The organism is Chryseobacterium sp. CP-77, from assembly GCF_036362765.1.
GTDB lineage: Bacteria > Bacteroidota > Bacteroidia > Flavobacteriales > Weeksellaceae > Chryseobacterium > Chryseobacterium cupriresistens.
The window spans coordinates 2423298-2440510 of sequence record NZ_CP143637.1; the positions used below are offsets into that span (position 1 = coordinate 2423298).

Genomic DNA, 17213 nt, shown 5'->3' on the forward strand with positions numbered 1-17213 from the left:
CTTTATTTCCCTTTGAACTGATCTGGTATATCTGTTCATAAAAACTATCCGAACTAATAATGTCATATACAATATTTGTTCGGATAGTTAATTTTTATCAAGCAGAATCAGAATCAGATTCAATTCATTCTAATTCTATTTTTTAATCTACATTCCATTCTTTATAAAACTGGTCGAGGAAATTCAGCATATAATTATGTCTTTCTTCGGCCATTTTTTTCCCTTTTTCAGTATTCATCATATCTTTCAGAAGCAGTAATTTTTCATAGAAATGATTAATAGTGGTCCCGTTAGATTTTTTATACTCTTCTTTTGACATTCCCAGTTTGGGTTTCATATCCGGATGATGCATCAGATTATTTTTAAAACCTCCAAAATTGAACGTCCTGGCAATTCCAATAGCGCCTATGGCATCAATACGGTCTGCATCCTGTACAATCTGAAGTTCAATGGGTGGGTTTACCGGCGCCTGATCTCTGTTTTTGAACGAAATATTTTCGATGACAAATAAAACCTTTTGAATGATTTCTTCAGGTACATGCTGTCCTTCAAGAAATGCTCTCGATATTTTCGGAGCAATAGTTTCGTCGCCATTATGAAATTTAGGATCAGCAATATCATGAAGAAGGGCAGACAACTCTACAACCTCTTTGTCACAGTCTTCTGTTTCTGCTATCTGAGCAGCCAGCTTCCAGACCCTTTCAATATGAAACCAGTCATGTCCGGCTTCTGCTCCATCTAATTTTTCTTTTACAAATGCTACAGTGTTATCAATCGTACTTTTCATTTATCTGTCAGTTCATTTAAAATAATATCCCAGAGTTTGCTGTTGTAACTTCTAAAAAAATTGATATGCCCGATTTCTTTTTTATCAGATTCTGAAGCAGCTACCAGTCTGTAAGTAGGTTTGAGATTTGAATAGGTATTATTCAATAAACTTAATACTCCTTTTTCTGTTAACCATACATCATCTTCAGCCCGGATTACAAATACTTTCTGGGTTAAATTTTTAGAAAAATCATCAATTTTTTCCAACAGCTTGTTGGTTGATTTCTTGTTTAAAATTAAGGTTCTCCAGTCATATGCACAATTTTTTGGAAGACTTTCTCCCAATCCAAACCAATGCGCCGGGAAATACCCTAACAGTGAAGTAGTTAAAGGCTGCGCAATTCCAAAGCCTAAATACGCTTCAACTTTTGTTCTTCCTTTAAGGTTTCCCACAAAGGCATTTTGTGTTCCTACAAAAACAAATTCTTCAAAGATGTTGGAATCTTCATTCATTCCGAGAATGAGCGCACCTACAGAATGCCCCAAACAGTACTTTTTATAGTCTTTAAATTCTGATTTGATATATTGAGTTACCGTTTTATAATCTTTTGAACCCCAAAGCCTCATAGAGCCTTGAAATCCTCTCATATTTTTCGGTTTGGAAAGTCCAATTCCCCTGTAGTCATAGGTAATGACTGTAAATCCCTGTTCACAAAAGTAGCTGGCAAAAGAAAAATAGATCTGCTGCTTTACCCCTGTCGCCGAATTGATCAGTAATAATTTTCCATTGTCTTTTTCCGGTTTAAACAAATGGGCAGTTAGTGTGACATGGTCTTCTGTGGTTAATATTAGTTTTTCCATAGTATAAAAAGAAAAAATCCACTATAAAAGTGGACATTTTACTTATATTTTTATGTTAAGTTTCAGACTTTTGATATGTCGTAAATAGTTTTAGGAAAAGAAATCTGAGATTCTTGGCAATCCTGTCTGAGAGCCTTTGCCTCCTGAAACCCTTGATGAAACCTCATTCCCGAATTTCACACAATCTTCGATAGAATTCCCATGGCATAATGCAATGGCAAATCCTGATGTAAATGCATCCCCCATTCCCATTTTATATACTTTTTCGTCTTTATCGTTTCTGTAATATTTCATTTCTGTACCATCAAAGTAAATGGTTGAATTGGTGTCATCCCTTACAAATACCTTATTGAAATACTTTTTAAGAACTTCTTCTCTTTTTTCCTCCCCAAAAATAACATACAGCTCATTACTTTTAGCCACAATAAAGTCAACCATTTCTAAAATTTCTTCACTGACTCTCATGGCAGGTGAGGCATATAATCCTACCTTTTTCCCGTATTTCTTAGCTTTTTTAACGGTATGCTCTACAACATCCATAGAGACTTCAAGCTGTACCAACACAAGATCAGTGGTGTTAAAATATTTCTCTGCTTCATCTATATGCGATTTGCTGAGATATTTATTGGCTGCAGGTACTACAACAATTGCCGCATTCCCGTGAGAAGTCGTTACGTAGGCAGTTCCCGTAGCTTCTTTATCTGTTTCATGAACAAATCCTACATTTACATTTTCGCTTACCAGATTCCTCATGATCTGCTGTCCAAGAGGATCCATCCCAACGCATCCGATAAAGTATACACTTGCTCCCAACCTGGCTGTACCTACTGATTGATTAGCACCTTTACCTCCAAAATAACTATCTGATTTGACAGCTAAGACGGTTTCATTAGGCAAAGGAAGTTTTTCGGTTTCAAGAACCAAATCTATCGATGAGCTGCCCACAACAATAATACGAGGTTGTTCTGATGAGAAATTCATTGTGTTTTGTATTAGCTTTAAAATTTATAACTGACAAAATTGTGTCTCAAAAATAACTAATTTAAAATTAACTTATCTCAATAAATTCAGTAATTATTTTCACGGGTTGTTGATCTTTATCATAAGCGATATAGCTGGCATAAAATCCTTCTCCATATCCGGTTTCAAAAGCAAAAATAGTTCCGGGATGTTCTTTTGCCGGTTTAAGAAAGGCATATTGATCTATTGCTCCGTTTTCATCAAAGAAATAGTCATGGAAGAATTCTTCATAAATTCCCATAAAATCACCTCCTTTATTTTCGTATAATCTTTGTTCCAGCTCATTAAGGCTGTTTTGGGTATCAACATCCATCAGACATCCCATCCCGCTTTCTACGGGATATCCAAATACTTCTCCTTCCTCAAGATCATTTAATTTTTGTCCTGCTGTGGTTGCCAGTTTCCATTCTTTAATTTCAGAATCACTGAATATAATCTCGGCATAGGCCACACAGTTACTTTCTCTTTCTTTATGAAGCATTACCGAAAAATCTCCTTTTGGAAATTCTGTAGTGAAAGGAAGCATATCATTGGTGATCAAGGGATCACAGGCAACCAGTTTCCCGCTTGAAAGATAAATCTTTCCTACTTCAAAACTTTCAAGTAACGGACTTTCTACAAAGTCTTTCGAGAATAGTTTTTGTATGTTTTCTATATGTGTCATTGTATTTATTCTTTTAAACCATCAGGCTGGATACAATTTTCATCTGTACCCAGCCTGAGATTTTGACAAAATTTATTGTCTATACTTTATAAACTTTTCAGTTTCTCTTCAAGGATCGCAATCTTATCCTGAGCATCTTTTTGCTTTTGACGCTCTACTTCTACGATTTCCGGTTTTGCATTCGCAACAAATTTTTCATTGGAAAGCTTCTTCTCTACCGAAACCAGGAATCCCTTCAAATATTTCAGTTCTTCCTCAGTTTTAGCTTTTTCCTCTCCTAAATCTAAGTTTTCACTTAAAGGAATTGAAACTTCAGTTGCTCCTACCAGGAATGTAAAGCTCGGTTTATCTGTTTTCTGTCCGAAGTGGATTTCAGAAACATTAGCCAGTTTTCTTACTACAGCTTCATTGGCAAATTCAGCAGCATTGGTATAAATTTCAGCAGCTTCTCTTGGTGAAATTCCTTTGGTCTGACGGTAATTTCTAACCCCTGAAATTAATTCTGCTGCCGTTTCAAAGTTTTTAATAATTGCCTCGTCAAACTCTCCTGCTTCTTTCTGCTGAGCGATTACTAAAGCCTCATCAATACTTCTTTCTGAGATCATCTGCCATAATTCTTCTGTCAGGAAAGGCATGAACGGATGAAGTAACTTCATCAGCTCTTCAAAGAAATAGATTGTTTTGTTATAAACTTCTTTTGAAATCCCTTCTCCGTAGTTAGGCTTAATCGCTTCAAGATACCAACCGCAAAAATCATCCCAAATTAATTTATAGATCAAATGCAATGCATCAGAAATTCTGAATTTCTCGAATTGATCATTAATTTCAGCAATTGTTTTATTAAGCTTGTTTTCAAACCACTCAATAGCCTGATTATCGGTTTCAATAGCTGGCTTATCTTCATGATTCCACATATTGATCAGACGGAATGCATTCCAGATCTTCGTCATGAAGTTTCTTCCCTGAAGCATTAAATCTTCATCAAAAAGAAGGTCATTACCCGCGGCAGAACTCAATAGAATTCCTACACGTACTCCATCTGCTCCATATTTATCCATTAATTCAAGAGGGTCTGGAGAGTTTCCTAAAGATTTTGACATCTTTCTTCTCTGCTTATCTCTTACAATTCCTGTAAAATAAACATTCTTGAACGGAACTTCTTTTCTGTACTCCAATCCGGCCATAATCATTCTGGCAACCCAGAAGAAAATAATATCAGGACCTGTAACCAAATCAGAGGTTGGATAATAATAGTTGATATCTTTATTTTCAGGATCAAGTAATCCGTCAAACACAGACATTGGCCATAACCATGATGAGAACCATGTGTCTAATGCATCATCGTCTTGTCTAAGGTTTTCTGCGGTCAGATCCGAATTTCCTGTTTTTTGTTTGGCCAGTTCTAACGCTTCCTCTTTAGTTTCTGCTACTACAAAATCATTTTCTCCTTCTCCATAGTAATAAGCAGGAATCTGCTGTCCCCACCACAGCTGACGGGAAATATTCCAGTCACGGATGTTCTCCATCCAGTGCTTGTAGGTATTTTTAAACTTTTCAGGATAGAACTTAACCTCATCATCCATTACTACATCCAAAGCGGGTTTAGCAATTTCAGACATTTTTAGGAACCATTGTACTGAAACTTTAGGTTCAATAACAGCACCTGTTCTCTCAGATGTTCCAACTTTATTTACATAATCTTCTGCTTTCAGCAAAAGATCTTTCTCTTCAAGTTCTTTAGCGATCTGCTTTCTTACGTCAAATCTGTTTTTCCCTGCGTAATGTAAACCATGCTCACTAAGATTTCCGTCATCATCCAGCGCATCAATCATTTTTAATTGATGTTTCTGCCCTATCTCATAGTCATTGATATCATGTGCAGGAGTAATTTTCAAAGCTCCTGTCCCGAATTCAATATCAACATATTCATCCTCAATAATCGGGATTACTCTGTCAACGATCGGTACGATTACATTTTTACCTTTCAGGTGTGCATATCTTTCATCATTCGGATTGATACATACTGCTGTATCCCCAAAAATAGTTTCAGGACGCGTAGTAGCAACTGAAAGGAACTCTTCTGAACCTTCAATCTTATATTTAAGGAAATATAATTTTCCGTTTTGCTCTTTAAAGATTACTTCTTCGTCAGAGATATTGGTTTTCGCTTCCGGATCCCAGTTGACCATTCTATAGCCTCTGTAGATCAGTCCTTTATTATAAAGGTCTACGAAACTTTTGATAACCTGCTGCGAAAGTTTATCTTCCATAGTGAACCGGGTTCTGTCCCAGTCACATGAACATCCCAGTTTTTTCAACTGCTCAAGGATAGTTCCTCCGTATTTGTGAGTCCAGTCCCAGGCATGGGTTAAAAACTCTTCACGGGTAATATCTGACTTATTGATTCCTTCAGACTTCAATTTAGCAACAACTTTAGCTTCAGTAGCAATTGAAGCATGGTCTGTTCCCGGAATCCAACAAGCATTAAACCCGCGCATTCTTGCACGACGGACCAGAACATCTTGAAGGGTATTGTTCAACATATGCCCCATGTGTAGTATCCCCGTCACGTTTGGCGGAGGAATGACCACGGTATAGGGTGGTTTGTCGTTAGGTTCTGAGTGGAAATATTTGTTTTCCAGCCAGTAATTGTACCATTTCTGTTCTGTTTCCTGTGGATTGTACTTTTCTGAAATCTGCATAAATTCTATTTCTTTGGCTTGCAATTTGCAAAAATAGTCTAAAGAAAAAAATTTTTAAGCATGAATTAAAATAATTTTTAACTTTGTTTCACAAAATTTATCTAACAAACGTATTAACATTCAAGAATATGAAAAAATTAATTGCAGGAATTGCACTATTCGGGACATTTGCTCTGGCATCTGCACAAACCATTACATTTGATAAAACGACTTTCGATTATGGTACTATAAAGCCTAATGCTGACGGTACAAGATTCTTTACAGTAACGAATTCAGGGGATAAGCCTTTGATTCTTTCAAATGTAAAACCTTCTTGCGGATGTACAACTCCTGAATTCAGCCAGGATCCTATCATGCCTGGAAAGTCTGCGAAGATCAAGGTTGGATACAATACAGCGATCCCTGGCCCTTTCAACAAAATGATTGAGGTTTTCTCTAATGACCCTGCAAACAACAGAAGTGTAATCTACATCAAAGGTAACGTAGATGCAAACGCTCCTGAGCCAAAAGTATTGACTCCTGCTGAGCAGAAAGAAGCTGCTAAAGCTGAGAAAAAAGCTGCAAAACTTGCAAAAAAGACTGCTGCGAAGTAAGCTCTACTCAAAAAAATAAAAGAACCGTCTCCATTGAGGCGGTTTTTTTATTACATTTATGTTTGGTTAGGTGGAAGATGATAGGTAATAGGTGGCAAATGTATGGACGCTGGTCATACATATGATTTAGGTTTTGGCTCCTTCGGTCTATTTTAAATGGCTGGGCTAAAGCCCACCCCTATTGAATTGTAATAACATCTTCACTTTTATCTTTTTACTTTTATCTTTAAATAAAAAAAGTATGGACACCGATTTCTCAGATAACTTTAAGGTAAACGGAAAATTTTCGATAAAAAAAGCATCAACATCTTATAATGGAAAGCTCACTAAAGAAGAAGGAGAGCAAATGCTGATTCAGGAGAAGGAAAAACTTCGTGAGCTACAGGAAAAATTATATGCTGACGGAAGCCAGTCCTTACTGGTGGTATTACAGGCTATGGATGCAGCAGGGAAAGACAGTATGATTGAGCATGTTTTCGGAGGAGTGAATCCTCAGGGATGTAATGTAACCAGTTTTAAAACACCAAGCTCCAAAGAATATTCTCATGATTTTTTATGGAGGCATTATCTGGCACTGCCACAGAAAGGAATGATCGGGATTTTCAACCGTTCTCATTATGAAAGTGTTTTGGTTTGTAAAGTACATCCTGAATATAATCTGAGTGAAAAGACATGGTCTTCCGTAAAAGATTTTGACAGCAAATTCTGGGAAAACAGGTATGAGAGCATCCGCAATTTTGAAAAGCACCTTTCACAGAATGGAACAACCGTTGTCAAGATTTTTTTACATGTTTCTAAGGATGAACAGAAACAAAGACTTCTGGACAGAATTGATGAACAGGAAAAAAACTGGAAATTCTCAGCCGGAGATCTTCCTGAAAGAGCGTTATTTGACCAGTATATGGAAGCTTATGAAACCGCTATCAATGAAACCTCAAAAGATCATGCACCTTGGTATGTACTTCCTGCGGATAGTAAGTGGTTTGCAAGAGTAGCAGCTATTCAGATTATTATTGATACTTTGGAGAAAATGAATCTCAAATATCCTACTCTTTCCGATAAGGACAGACAGGAATTACAGGAATCCAAAAGACAATTGGAAAGTGAATAAATAAAGTTGGAAGGTGGAGGTTTGAAGATGGAGATGTAAAAACTTCCTTCTTCCAGCCTCTGAATTCGAGCTTAAAAAAATCACGAGAAAATCTATAAGCCGGATTCTGTACTTCCGAAGAAGTGCCTGTTATTTATCTACGTATTACATTGCTGCAATACTTGAGCTGATTACCCCTCGGCTTTCAGGACGAGCCGCCCCTATTTTCATTGCTGAAAAGAACCGATATACTTATCATTGCACCGCAAAGAGTTTACCTGGTTTCACTACAGCCGAACTGTACCTGCTTTCTGTTGCACTTGTCCTACCCTCACGGGTGACGGATGTTATCCGCTTTGCTGCTCTATGGTGTCCGGACTTTCCTACCTCCTGTAAACAGGAAATCAACAAGCCGATTTTCTCGCGGAGGCAAAGGTACACAAATTTTGTGGTAAAAAGGCAAAACGGTAAAATGGCTAAATAGTCTTAGTGCTGAGTAAACGATATAGATATATCAATACTATTCTTGCGTTTTTTTACCTTTTTACTATTTTACATGATAATTTTCCCCTAATTACCAGTTTATTATTATCTTCGTGCCATTATATATCTATGGATTCCAGAGAAAAAGAATTTGCGCAGCTTATCAAAGATAATCAGGGACTGATTATTAAAGTATCGCGTTTGTATACCAATTCTCTGGAAGATGAAGAGGATCTTTTCCAGGAAATCGTGTTACAGCTCTGGAGAAGTTATGATTCTTTCAAAGGAAACTCCAAAATTTCCACATGGATGTACCGTGTAGCGCTCAATACAGCCATTACCCTCTTTAGAAAAAAAAGCAAAAGCCTTCCTACCAATGAGCTTGATATCAACCACAGAGATTTTGTGGAAGATGATGACGAAAAACAACAGCAGGTATCACTTTTGTATACGGTAATCAAGACTCTTCCTAATGTAGAAAGAGCCATTGTCATGATGTATCTTGACGATCTGCCTTACAAGGACATTGCAGAAAACCTCGGAATCACTGAAGTTAATGCACGTGTAAAAATGAACAGATTAAAGAAAACCCTTAAAGAACAGATGGAAAAATATGCCTGAATTTGATTTAGATAGCTTTAAGAAAACATGGCAGGAACAACCTGTCCAGCCTAAATATGACAACAAGGAGATTCTTCAGATGTTGAATAGAAAATCACGTAATTATGTGAAGTATATTTTCTGGATCAGCGTTATTGAATTCCTGTTCTTTTCTGTATTTGGGTTGTTCTACTTTTTTCAGGAAGAAGAGTCGGAAAGTTTTCGTAAAATGCTGACAAGATTGGGTGCGCAGGAAGCTCCTGAAGTAGAAAGCAACTTCGGCCATGTCTATCTGGCTATAAAAATCTTAAGCTTGTTGATTACAGCTTATTTCGTCCTGAAATTCTATCAGAATTACCGGAAAATAAAGATCGAGGAAAATCTGAAAGGGCTTATCACACGAATCATCAAGTTCAAAAGAACGGTGAATGCCTTTATTCTGATCAGTATTGTACTGCTGCTGCTATTCACTTTTGTGCTGATTGCTTTTATATTGTATATATTAGATTCCCAGAATATACAGCCTACCAACTCCAGTCTCACCATCATTATTGTTGGAATTACCGTCAGCACATTACTGGCGATCTCTATGATCTGGGTTTATTACAGACTGGTATATGGCACTATTATTAAAAAGCTTGATAAAAATCTGAAGCAGCTTAAAGAGATAGATTCTCAGGAAAATTAATATACATAGGCATAGTTCGGGATATAATCAGTAATTTTATTCCACCAAATCTTAAACTATGCCCTTATCTTATGTGTATGGAACTTCTGACGTTTCATTATTAGGACAGACCATCGGAGCCAATCTTAAAAGTACTGTCGAAAAATACCCTCATCAGGAAGCACTTGTCTGCGTTCATCAGAATTACAGAGCGACTTATCAGGAATTTTACAATCAGACCACAGCTGTTGCAAAAGCCTTATTGTTTTTAGGAGCAAAAGCAGGTGACAGAATCGGGATCTGGTCTTCCAACCGTTATGAGTGGGTACTTTTACAGTATGCCACTGCCAGGATAGGCACTATTTTAGTGAATATCAATCCGGCTTACAGGACTCATGAACTGACCTATGTACTCAATCAGTCCGAAGTTCGTTTTATTTTTTCTTCTTTAAGCTTTAAAACCAGCAATTATAAAGAAATGGTTGAATATGCAAAAGAAGTTTGTCCAACCCTGGAACATGAAATATTCTTTGATGAAAACTGGGAATATTTTGTGAATAACGGCCAGGAGATTTCAGACGAAGTACTTCACAGTTTTGAAGAACATGTACAGTTTGACGATCCTGTTAATATCCAATATACTTCCGGAACAACCGGTTTCCCGAAAGGGGTCACACTTTCTCATCATAATATTCTCAATAACGGTTATTTTATTGGGATCCGATTAAAATATACTGAGAAAGACCGCGTCTGCATTCCGGTACCCTTTTACCACTGTTTTGGGATGGTTATCGGAAATATGTGCTGCACAGCTCACGGAGCCTGTATGGTAATTCCGAATGACAGCTTTGATCCGGAGATTACTTTAAAAGCTGTTTCGGACGAAAAATGTACTTCCTTGTATGGTGTGCCCACCATGTTTATTGCTGAACTGGCAGTAAAAGATTTTGACAGCTATGATTTTTCAAGTTTAAGGACCGGTGTTATGGCTGGTTCCGTATGCCCTCCGGAGATTATGAAAAAAGTGGAAAGCCTGATGAATATTAAAGAAATGAGCATCTGCTATGGGATGACGGAAACTTCACCAGTATCTACTCAGACTTTAATAGGAACACCGCTGGAAAAACAGGTCAGCACTGTAGGAACTGTTCAGGATCACCTTGAGATCAAAATCATTGATGAAAACGGAAGGACTTTAAAACGTGGAGAGCATGGTGAACTTTGCACCAGAGGATATTCTGTCATGCTGAAATACTGGAATGATCCTGAAAATACAAAGAAAGTACTGGATGATGCCCGCTGGATGCATACCGGAGATATGGCTGTAATGGACCAAGACGGTTATATTACCATTTCAGGAAGAATAAAAGACCTCATCATCCGTGGCGGAGAAAATATTTCGCCTAAAGAAATTGAAGACTTTTTATATACGTATACCAACATTCTGGATGTTCAGATCATTGGTGTTCCGAGTGAGAAATTCGGGGAAGAAGTAATGGCCTGGATAAAGGTGAGAAAAGGATTTACCATCACGGCAGAAGAACTTCAGGAATACTGCAAAGGAAGGATAGCCCATTATAAAGTTCCGAAATACTGGAAATTTGTAGATGAATTCCCAATGACCATTTCCGGAAAAATAAGAAAGGTGGAAATGAGGGAAATTTCAATGAGGGAGCTGGGGCTGGAACATGTAAAGCAGGGCTAAATTAAAAAACAAAAAGCATTTCAGACTGAAATGCTTTTTTATATTTTAAAGTTCTTTTCTTAATCTTGCGACAGGAATATTGAGCTGTTCACGATATTTTGCAATCGTTCTTCTGGCAATATTATAGCCCTGCTCTTTCAGGATCACCACCAACGCATCATCTGTAAGCGGCTTTCTTTTATTTTCTTTACTGATTACTTCCTGAAGATGGGTTTTGATCTCTTTGGTAGAAACTTCTTCTCCATCGTCATTGGTTAAACTGTCTGAGAACAGATCTTTAAGGTATACAATCCCGTTCGGTGTATCTGCATATTTGCTTTTTACCACCCTTGAAATCGTAGAGATATCAAAACCTGTAATATCAGCAACATCTTTTAAGATCATTGGTTTCAGGGACTTTTCGTCACCTGTAATAAAATAATCTTTCTGGAACTTTACAATCGCTGTAATCGTCTGTAATAAGGTATTCTGACGTTGATTAATCGCATCAATATACCATTTTGCAGCATCCAGTTTTTGCTTGATAAATAAAGCAGCCTGCTTGTGTTCCGATGAGTTTTTATCATGGGAATAGGTTGTCAGGATATCTTTATATTCTTCAGACACTCTTAAAGTAGGGGCATTTTTGCTATTCAGCATAGGAATTACCTGCCCGTCTTTCACCTGAATTACAAAGTCCGGAATAATTTCCTGATTGATCGTAATTGTCTGGGTATCAAAGTTCCCTCCAACTTTCGGAGATAATTTTGAGATTTCATCCAGCGCATCTTTCAGATCATCTTCTTCAATATCATATTTCTGAATGATCTTGTTATAGTGCTTATTGGTTAAGGCTTCAAACTGATGTCTTAAGATATTGGCAGCCAAAGAAACGGCTTTATCAGAGCTTACTTTCTTTTCGATCTGCAGTAACAGACACTCCTGAAGACCTCTTGCTCCCACTCCCGGCGGATCAAGCTTCTGCACATAGTTTTCAAGGATATCCTCCACTCTTTCTTTAGTGGTATAGATTCCCTGTGAGAAGGCAAGATCATCAACAATTGATTTGATCTCTCTTCTCAGGTATCCGTCTGTATCTAAATTTCCGATAAGGTATTCTGCAATCTTAAGATCTTCCTCACCGATATTCACCAGGTGAATCTGTTCTGTAAGATAATCATATAATGACTGTCCTTCCGTTAAAAGACTCTCGTTATCAAATTCTTCATCATCCGGAGAATAGTTGCTGGATGCGGTTTTATAGCTGGGTTCATCGTCATAGATATATTCGTTGACGTCGAAATCTGTTTCAATGCTGTCTGTACCCTCATCCTGATAAGCATCTTCAAGGGAAGAATAGTCATCTTCCTTAGAATCTTCTTTTGCAATTTCCAAAGCTGGGTTTTCTTCCAACTCCCTCTCCAACTCCTCTTCAAATTCAAGAGTATGAAGCTGAATAAGCTTCATCAACTGAATCTGCTGAGGGGCCAGCTTCTGTCCTAATTTGAGTTGTAAGTGTTGTTTAAGCATATTCTTATTTGGCGTTTTAACATAACATATTCTACGAATTTAATAAATTTATTTGACAAAAAACACATTTAGCATGATTTTTGCATTACTTGTCCTAATATAATAAACTATTAAAGAATAAAAAAAGCCTTAACTTGTGATTAAGGCTTTTTTTATTGTTCTAGAATTCAGCACTTTTCGGTGTTCTAGGGAAAGGAATTACGTCTCTGATATTCGTCATTCCTGTTACGAAAAGAACCAGTCTTTCCAATCCTAAACCGAAGCCTGCATGCGGCACAGAACCGAATTTTCTGGTATCAAGATACCACCAAAGTTCATGCTCATCTACGTGCATATCTGCCATTTTCTGTTTTAAGACATCTAATCTTGCCTCTCTCTCTGATCCTCCGATGATTTCACCGATACCAGGGAAAAGAACATCCATAGCAGCAACAGTTTTGTTGTCATCGTTCAGTTTCATATAGAAAGCTTTGATTTCTTTCGGATAGTCAAATAATACTACCGGGCTTTCAAAGTGTTTTTCAACAAGATATCTTTCATGCTCAGACTGAAGGTCTGTTCCCCATTTTTCAACAGGGTAAGCAAATTTTCCTTTTTTATTTTCTTTAGAGTTCAGTAAAATTTCGATCGCTTCTGTATAGCTTACACGCTTGAAACGCTTCGCTACCACATTCTGAAGTTTTTCGATAAGACCTTCTTTTGCTCTTTCTTTTTCCGGTTTTGTTTTTTGTTCTTCCGCAAAACGGTTATCCAGGAACTCAAGATCATCTTTGCAGTTATCCAATACATACTGGATCACATATTTTAAGAAATCTTCCGCAAGGTCGATGTTATCTTCAAGGTTGTTGAATGCTACTTCCGGCTCAATCATCCAGAACTCGGCAAGGTGTCTTGTCGTGTTGGAATTTTCAGCACGGAAAGTAGGTCCGAATGTATAAATTCTTCCCAATCCCATAGCTGCAGTTTCTCCTTCAAGCTGTCCTGAAACGGTAAGGTTTGTTTTTTTACCGAAGAAATCCTGTGCAAAATCAATTTCACCTTCTTCAGTTTTCGGCATGTTGTTCAGATCAAAGTTGGTGACCCCAAACATTTCACCTGCACCTTCTGCATCTGCTCCTGTAATGACTGGTGTGTTGATATAGAAAAACTGATTCTGGTTGAAGAATGAGTGAACAGCAAAACTTACTGCATGACGCACTCTGAACACCGCTCCGAAAAGGTTTGTTCTGAATCTTAAGTGAGCCTGCTCACGAAGTTTCTCAAGACTGTGTTTCTTAGGCTGAAGAATTGTACTCTGAAGTTCTTCTGTAAAGTTATCTCCTAAAATAATGATCTTTTTAGCAATAATTTCCACAGATTGTCCTGCTCCCTGGCTTTCCACCACTTCTCCTACCACTTTCAGGGAAGAAGCCGTACTGATATTCTTGATGATTGCTTCATCAAAATTTTCGAAATCAACAACTATCTGCAAATTATTAATCGTAGAACCATCATTAAGCGCAATAAAGCGATTAGCACGGAAGGATCTTACCCATCCGTAAACAGTAATGTCATGATGTAATACTTTCTTGTAATCCTTTAGGATTTCTTTGATCGTTTGCTTTTTCATTTGTTGATGATAAATTTTTTATATAAAAATTAATGTCTGCAAAGTTACAAAAAAACAGCGCAACTTGATGATTGCGCTGTCTTTAAAAATCATTTAACTGGTATTTAAACTCTCAGTTCAGGAAATTCACCTTTTCTTCTTCGGACTCTTCTGCATTTTCAGGTACATTTCCACTCAATATTATCCTGAACTTCAATAAAATCCGGAATACCCGGAATGAACACTTACACGATCACTTTTAAAAAGAATAAAATATGATTTTATTCTGAGTTTTCATGGAATTAGTTATTGAAATGGTTATTAGTTTTTAAGTGATACGTTTGTGGTCATTACCGGGGCTTACATCCATTTTTAGACTATACTATACTTTTAAACTGTGGCGGATTCACCGGATTTATACTGTTTAATGATTTTTAAATAATCACTACACTTTATATTCTAAATTTCTAAACAAGTACTTCATTATTTACATTTAATTTTCTGGTTATTATTCCTGTTTTTACCCTCATTTGTTATTCTTTTTCTGATACAATTCCAGACCTGGATTTTAAATAATCAGGAGTTTGAAACTGATATCTTGTATTGTGCACATACAAAATAAATGGTTGTGTTTTTACCTGAAGCAAAGATGCAGGAAGTGAAATAATGATACAAGGGAATGGTTTATAGATTCATAAATTTATATACCTAAAATCATGAATCTATAAACAATAAAGAATTAAAAATCAGTTGATTAAATTAATCTGACGACATATTTTCAATTTCTTTCAGATAGATAGAAAGTGGTGTTCCGGTTCTTTTTTTAAAGGCTAAAGTGAAAGCCTGTTCATTATTATATCCTAATTCTTCGGCGATAAAAGGAATTTTATAAGACCTGAATTTTTTGTCATTGGCCAGTCTGCTGATGGCATAATCAATACGAAGATCATTGAGATAGGTTGCAAAGTTTTTCCCTTTGTAGGTATTGATAATTTCTGACAGATATTTTGAGTTTGTTTTTATTTTTTTGGCCAGACTTCCCAAGGTGATTCCTTTATTCAAAAACTGATCTTTGCTTTCAAATATCTCAAGTTCATGTAAAATATTCCTGGCAATATCTTCAGAAATAGTTCTTGATGCTTTATCTTCTGTATTTTCTGTGAGAAGAGGTTCTGATGAAATTTCCTTTTTAATTTCCCCGTCACTTTTTTTCCCTACCCTGTTTTCATTAACGGATTGAATAAGATCCTGAGCGATCTTTTTATAGTTCTTTTCAGATTTTTTATATTTAAAATAAACGTTGATAAACAGCAAATGGGAAATCAACAAAAGGCTCAGCACAATATAAAAGAGGCTTTTTCTTTTTGTAAGTTCATTGGTAATATCCTCTTTCTCCTGCTGCAGCTCCGGAGTATCATATCTTCTGGGAAGCTCTCTGGAAATATACCTGAACTGTGTATACAGCACCTGATCCACCTTTAAAAACCGGTCCACATAATACAGCTGCTTTTCTATATCATTATTTTCTTTATAATGATCAATAAGGTAAGTATATACATCTCTCAGCTCTGGATAAATATAATTCGTTTTAAGAACCAAAGAATCGATCCTGTGGAAAAAGCCTGCTGCTTTTTCTTTTTCCTGAAGTCCGGCATAGGATTTTCCAAGGTATAAAAGAGTGTAATTCTGGTCTCTTTTATCATTAGTATTTGTAAAGAAATATTTTTCGCACTCCAATAAGGCGTTAATTGCTTTCTGATAATTTTTCAAATGCAGATGATAAGATCCCAGCAGCCCAAGATTCTGGTAATATCGATAAAGATTTTTATTTTTTCTGGAATCCAGTAAGCCTTCCTGTATCAATGCATAAGCAGAATCCATTTTATTGATCTCTATATAGGCATCTGCCAGATTCAATTTAAGAGATTTCTGCTCATCTTCATTCATATAATCGGTATCATACGCATAATGTCTTAAAACTTTAGCTGTCTCAGCGTGTTTACCTATATAATTATTAAGGGAGGCAATACTGATATGCGCCATGGCAATCTGCCTTTTATTTCCTTTTTCTTTTGCATATTTCAGACCTAAAATATAATTATTCAATGCAGCCTGAAGATTATCATTTCTGAAATACAGATTGCCTTTTAAAAGATAAATTCTGGCCGGATATATATTTTCTTTGGAATTCCTGGTGATCTGTTGTAAGCTGTCAAGATATTTTAATGCAATGGGCAGAGTCTCACCAAAATGGAGCATAACATATCCTTCAGCAATCTGAATTGTATTTTTTTCAGATTTTGCTTTTTTAAGATAGCTTTCTGCAATGCTTTTACTGTTCACATCCCCAACATGGCTGTAGAATTCTTTTTCCAATTTGTCATAAGACCGTTTTTCGGGAATATTTTTTTCAGCATTATTGGTTTGTGCATGAAAAAACACATTCCCAATAACCAATAACATTAGTAAATATTTTAATTTCATCACTCATCCTGGCTATATTACAAAAATATTATTTTTCTTCAGTAGATACACCACAGCTTTTGCTTTTTTCGTGTATTTATCCATATTTTCATTAAAAACAATGGTAATTTAATCAACAAAAGAGAGACAGCTTAAAAAAACTGTACTCTCTTCAAAATTATTTCCATTCTATTTTATCTTCCATATAATATACCCTGGCAGACCTAAGAAAATTACTGGAAGAACTGGAGACTAAAACACTGGAAAAAAATAATTTTCAGATCTATGTCAATGATTTAGTAATTTTAAACAACAGTATTTTATTCAAAAATGAAGAACAGTGTTCCTTTTTTGTGCCTTTCAGCATGTTTGGATATATGATGACCAATGATAAAATGACGTGCGAAGATTCTCTGAGCTATTTTGAACATCAGATCAAAAACTCAAGATCACTGAACGAATCCGGAAACAGAGAGAGGAAAATATTTTTTAATAAGATG

The 17213-nt window shown here is 36.4% G+C and carries 13 protein-coding genes and 1 other RNA gene; 5 read left to right on the forward strand and 9 right to left on the reverse strand.

Going from position 1 to position 17213, the window contains the following annotated elements; translation table 11 throughout:
* Positions 1-142: 142 nt before the first annotated feature.
* The 5 genes from V0410_RS10695 to V0410_RS10715 all read right to left on the reverse strand — a co-directional run bounded on the left by V0410_RS10695 (position 143) and on the right by V0410_RS10715 (position 6015).
* A complete protein-coding gene (locus V0410_RS10695; RefSeq protein ID WP_330747460.1) occupies positions 143-787 on the reverse strand; it encodes an HD domain-containing protein in 645 nt (214 codons plus the stop codon).
* On the reverse strand, positions 784-1629 hold the full coding sequence (locus tag V0410_RS10700) for an alpha/beta hydrolase family protein (protein ID WP_330747461.1): 846 nt from the start codon (positions 1627-1629) through the stop codon (positions 784-786). Before V0410_RS10700 ends, V0410_RS10695 begins: the two co-directional genes overlap by 4 nt.
* Positions 1630-1719: 90 nt before the next feature.
* Positions 1720-2610 carry a PfkB family carbohydrate kinase gene (locus V0410_RS10705; RefSeq protein WP_110010050.1) on the reverse strand — a complete coding sequence of 297 codons (891 nt, stop codon included), beginning with the start codon at positions 2608-2610 and terminating at the stop codon, positions 1720-1722.
* Between the two features lie 67 nt (positions 2611-2677).
* The gene (locus tag V0410_RS10710; RefSeq protein WP_330747462.1) at positions 2678-3313 is read right to left on the reverse strand and encodes a DUF4241 domain-containing protein; all 636 of its coding nucleotides are present in this window, start codon (positions 3311-3313) and stop codon (positions 2678-2680) included.
* Positions 3314-3399: 86 nt separating this feature from the next.
* Positions 3400-6015, reverse strand: a complete 2616-nt coding sequence (locus tag V0410_RS10715; RefSeq protein WP_330747463.1) for a valine--tRNA ligase — start codon at positions 6013-6015, stop codon at positions 3400-3402.
* A 128-nt stretch (positions 6016-6143) separates the two neighbouring features.
* Here V0410_RS10715 and V0410_RS10720 point away from each other — a divergent pair, with 128 nt between their 5' ends.
* Positions 6144-6608 carry a DUF1573 domain-containing protein gene (locus V0410_RS10720; RefSeq protein WP_110010053.1) on the forward strand — a complete coding sequence of 155 codons (465 nt, stop codon included), beginning with the start codon at positions 6144-6146 and terminating at the stop codon, positions 6606-6608.
* A gap of 241 nt (positions 6609-6849) precedes the next feature.
* Complete coding sequence (locus V0410_RS10725; protein ID WP_330747464.1) at positions 6850-7719, forward strand: polyphosphate kinase 2 family protein; 870 nt, start codon at positions 6850-6852, stop codon at positions 7717-7719.
* A gap of 79 nt (positions 7720-7798) precedes the next feature.
* Here the strand turns inward: V0410_RS10725 and rnpB are convergent.
* Positions 7799-8122, reverse strand: an RNA gene (gene rnpB / locus V0410_RS10730) — RNase P RNA component class A.
* 188 nt (positions 8123-8310) lie between these two features.
* On the opposite strand from rnpB, the gene V0410_RS10735 reads away from it, so the two are divergent.
* From V0410_RS10735 to V0410_RS10745, 3 genes are read left to right on the forward strand one after another with little or no spacing between them, the layout of a single operon-like run.
* A complete protein-coding gene (locus V0410_RS10735; RefSeq protein WP_002976998.1) occupies positions 8311-8802 on the forward strand; it encodes an RNA polymerase sigma factor in 492 nt (163 codons plus the stop codon).
* Positions 8795-9469, forward strand: coding sequence for a beta-carotene 15,15'-monooxygenase (locus tag V0410_RS10740; RefSeq protein WP_330747465.1), 675 nt, complete (start codon positions 8795-8797; stop codon positions 9467-9469). Before V0410_RS10735 ends, V0410_RS10740 begins: the two co-directional genes overlap by 8 nt.
* A 58-nt stretch (positions 9470-9527) precedes the next feature.
* Positions 9528-11153, forward strand: coding sequence for an AMP-binding protein (locus V0410_RS10745; protein WP_110010056.1), 1626 nt, complete (start codon positions 9528-9530; stop codon positions 11151-11153).
* A gap of 45 nt (positions 11154-11198) precedes the next feature.
* On the opposite strand, the gene rpoN is transcribed toward V0410_RS10745, so the two are convergent.
* The 3 genes from rpoN to V0410_RS10760 form a co-directional block, all read right to left on the reverse strand.
* The gene (gene rpoN, locus V0410_RS10750) at positions 11199-12662 is read right to left on the reverse strand and encodes an RNA polymerase factor sigma-54 (protein ID WP_330747466.1); all 1464 of its coding nucleotides are present in this window, start codon (positions 12660-12662) and stop codon (positions 11199-11201) included.
* A 160-nt stretch (positions 12663-12822) separates the two neighbouring features.
* Complete coding sequence (gene asnS / locus V0410_RS10755) at positions 12823-14271, reverse strand: asparagine--tRNA ligase (RefSeq protein WP_047420790.1); 1449 nt, start codon at positions 14269-14271, stop codon at positions 12823-12825.
* 738 nt (positions 14272-15009) lie between these two features.
* Positions 15010-16713, reverse strand: coding sequence for a helix-turn-helix domain-containing protein (locus V0410_RS10760; RefSeq protein ID WP_330747467.1), 1704 nt, complete (start codon positions 16711-16713; stop codon positions 15010-15012).
* Between the last annotated feature and the right edge of the window lie 500 nt (positions 16714-17213).